Here is a 3,113-nt window from a genome sequence, read left to right as displayed (position 1 = left end):
GCGGATGGCGACTTGTCCGGCGATCCACAGGGTGCGGCGCAGCCGAGCATTGCCGAATTTGGAAAGGCGGGTCTGGCCCCGATATTGGCCTGACTGCTGTGTCGAGAGGTTCAGCCCGCAGAACTTTGACGGCAGCTACAGTTCGGTGTGGCGGCATGCTCAGAGTTGGGCGGCGGATCGCGGCAGCGCCGAGGCCCACATTCCGCTGAGTTTTGCACCTGGCGAGGCCTACCGGTTCGACTGGAGTCACGAGATCGTCCTGCTCGACGGCGTGACAGTGACAGTGAAGGTCGCGCACATGCGGCTCTGCCACCAGCCGCATGTATTCGTGAGGGCGTATCCGTGCGAGACGCAGGAGATGGTGTTCGACGCGCATGATCCGGCGCCGGGCACGATCCTTTCCATTCCCCGGCGCTGAAGCTAGCTCACGAGCCGGTCGCCGACTGCGCCCGCTATGACAGTCTCAGGAGGACAAACAGCCGTGGAACGCACCGAGGTAATGGAACTGATGGGAGCGCTGAAGCTCTACGGAATGCGCAGCGCCTATGACGAGATCATGGGCGCGTCGCCATCAAGCGACAGCACGAGCCGCCCAGGATTGTCGGTGATCTCTTGCAGGCCGAGATATCGGAGAAGTAGGCCCGCTCCATCAAATACCAGCTCGCCGTCGCCAAGTTGCCGCTGGCCAAGGACTTCGACTTCGCCGGCACGCCGGTCAACGAACCCCGGATGCGCGATCTCGCCGGCGGCGTCTTCGTCGCCGATCATCGCAACGTCGTTCCTGGTCGGCGGAACAGGCACAGGAAAGTCGCATCTGGCGATCGCCATCGCCCGCTCACTCATCCGCAACGCCGCGCGAGGCCGCTTCTTCAACGTCGTCGACCTGTTCAACAGGCTGGAGGCCGAGACCCGCTCCGGCCGCCAGGGCCGCATTGCCGATCACCTGACCCGGCTAGACTTCGTCGTGCTCGATGAGCTCGGCTATCTGCCCTTCGCCCAGGCCGCCGGGCAGTTGCTCTTCCATCTCATCTCGAAACTCTACGAGCGCACCTCGATCCTCATCACTACCAATCTCGCCTTCGGTGAATGGCCGAGCGTCTTCGTCGACGCCAAGATGACCAGCGCGTTGCTCGATCGCCTCACTCACCATTGCGAGATCGTCGAAACCGGAAATGAGTCCTGGCGCTTCAAGAGCCGCTCTCAAACTGAAGCCGAAAGCCAATCAGCCGCGCCCGATCAGGCTGTGCAACCCCAACCAGCTCCGCCTGATCGGGCGCTCACCGCAGCTCGCTGCGCGCCTCGGTGGATAGGTGCCCAACATCGAGATCAATAATCAGCTCGAATGCCTGCCCAAGGTAGCGCATCTCTACCTGGCGCATGCACCTGGCCTTCCCGGAAACACCCAGAAGGCGCTCCGCCTCACGCTGGAGCTGAACGTAAGCCTGTTCAGCTGCCGTATCGTCGAGCTCGTCCAGTCGTGCGACGAAGGCTGATGCGACAGCTACTGACTTTTCGGCCAGAAGCAGACCCACGGCACTGAAAACGCCCGCTGCTGCAGGAACATATATGCGGCCGATCTCCAAGCTTCGCGCGATGGACGCCCCATGCACGCCGCCATTGCCTCCACAGGTTGTCCTCGGTTAGAGCCAGGCGACTGATACGTGTTTTGGACTTTAGGCTGCCATGTGGACGATGCCAATTGTATCTGTGTAGCCAGACAGGCAGTTCGGCGGCACGGTGATCGGATGTCGGATGCGATGGCATAAGCCCATTCGCGCAATGCTGTCTGGATGAAGCGCTCGGCCTTGCCATTGGTCTTGGGCGTATAGGGTCTTGTCCTGACGTGCTTGAGGCCGAGATCGCGGCAGGCCTTGGCGAAGGCCTTTGATTTGTAGCAGGAGCCGTAGCACCTACGGAATGAAGGAGCCGCGGCGACCGAGAGAGCGGTGCGCGCAGCTCGCTGCAGGCGCGCACCGCTGTCGAGGCGGCCATGGCCAGTCAAAGTTTCTCTAGAATGTGGAATGTTCACAGCCCATTCCGGAGAGACCGACCATGACCACTTCAGATTCTACACCCGCCGCCGCGGTGCTGGTAGCGATCGACATTGCCAAGGTGCGCAATGAAGTTCTGATCGAAGCACCGGGCCACAAGCGCCGGCGTCGCCTTTTGGTCCTCAACACCCGGTGTTGAGCACGACCATATGATCGAAGTGCTGCAGGCGTACGGCCGCCCTGTGGTCTGCGCCTTTGAAGCGACCGGGAACTATCACCGGCCGATAGCATGGCGCCTGGCTGAAGCGGGTTTCGAGGTGCGGCTGGTGGCGTCGCTGGCGCTGGCCCGAACACGAGAAGCGTTGCACAACAGCTGGGACAAGAACGATCCAAAGGATGCCCAGGTGATGCTGCACATGCTCAGGATCCAGGCGACGCAGGTCTACCATGATCCGCCGCGCGCCGGCATCACGACGTGCAGGAACTGTCGAAGACCCATGAAGCGATCGCCAAGGGCCAAGACCGAGATCCAGCACCGTATCCTGACGCACTACCTGCCACTGTATTTTCCCGAGATCGATCGATTCCGGGGGAACAGCCGCAGCGATTGGTTCTTCGCCTTCCTTCATGCCTTTCCGACGCCAGCAAGCATCACGGACAAAGGAGGAGTTTGTGACAGCAGCGTGGGATGTCGTCGGCCGCAAGGTCAGCAAGACACAGATTCTAATGGATATTTACGAGACGGCGCGCTCATCGATCGGACTGCCGCTGCCGCTTGATGTCCCTGCCATTCGCATGTTCCGGATGGTCATTGACGAAGCACGCAGCCTGATCCGGCAGCGCAATGAGATCGAAGCGCAGGCCGACGAGCTGTTGCGGCACAGCCAGGATTATCAGCTCCTGCGACAAATCCCGGGCATTGGACCGATCAACGCATTGACCATCATTGCCGAAGCCGGCGATCTTCGCCGTTTCACCCATCATCGCCAGTTTCTAAAGTTCTGCGGGCTGAACCTCTCGACACAGCAGTCAGGCCAATATCGGGGCCAGACCCGCCTTTCCAAATTCGGCAATGCTCGGCTGCGCCGCACCCTGTGGATCGCCGGACAAGTCGCCATCCGC

Annotated in this window: 1 protein-coding gene and 5 pseudogenes; 4 read left to right on the top strand and 2 right to left on the bottom strand. The window is 61.2% G+C overall.

Annotated elements, in window-relative coordinates; all coding sequences use genetic code 11:
* Nucleotides 1-126 (bottom strand): annotated as a pseudogene (locus EN874_RS32075) (transposase); the annotation flags it as partial.
* Between EN874_RS32075 and EN874_RS34690 the strand changes: the two are divergent.
* The 3 genes and pseudogenes from EN874_RS34690 to EN874_RS34685 all read left to right on the top strand — a co-directional run.
* A pseudogene (locus EN874_RS34690) lies at nt 125-385 on the top strand (IS21 family transposase); the annotation flags it as partial. The pseudogenes EN874_RS32075 and EN874_RS34690 overlap by 2 nt on opposite strands.
* A gap of 96 nt (nt 386-481) precedes the next feature.
* A pseudogene (istB, locus tag EN874_RS32065) lies at nt 482-1,333 on the top strand (IS21-like element helper ATPase IstB).
* Nucleotides 1,311-1,493, top strand: a complete 183-nt coding sequence (locus EN874_RS34685) for a hypothetical protein (protein ID WP_245460402.1) — start codon at nt 1,311-1,313, stop codon at nt 1,491-1,493. The pseudogene istB and the gene EN874_RS34685 overlap by 23 nt, the downstream one beginning before the upstream one ends.
* 133 nt (nt 1,494-1,626) lie before the next feature.
* Here the strand turns inward: EN874_RS34685 and EN874_RS32055 are convergent.
* Nucleotides 1,627-1,903, bottom strand: a pseudogene (locus EN874_RS32055) (integrase core domain-containing protein); the annotation flags it as partial.
* A 149-nt stretch (nt 1,904-2,052) separates the two neighbouring features.
* On the opposite strand from EN874_RS32055, the pseudogene EN874_RS32050 reads away from it, so the two are divergent.
* Nucleotides 2,053-3,113, top strand: a pseudogene (locus EN874_RS32050) (IS110 family transposase); the annotation flags it as partial.

The organism is Mesorhizobium sp. M1D.F.Ca.ET.231.01.1.1, from assembly GCF_003999155.2.
GTDB lineage: Bacteria > Pseudomonadota > Alphaproteobacteria > Rhizobiales > Rhizobiaceae > Mesorhizobium.
The sequence above is the reverse complement of the archived record's forward strand: the minus strand, read 5'-3'. Positions and strand labels throughout refer to the sequence as shown.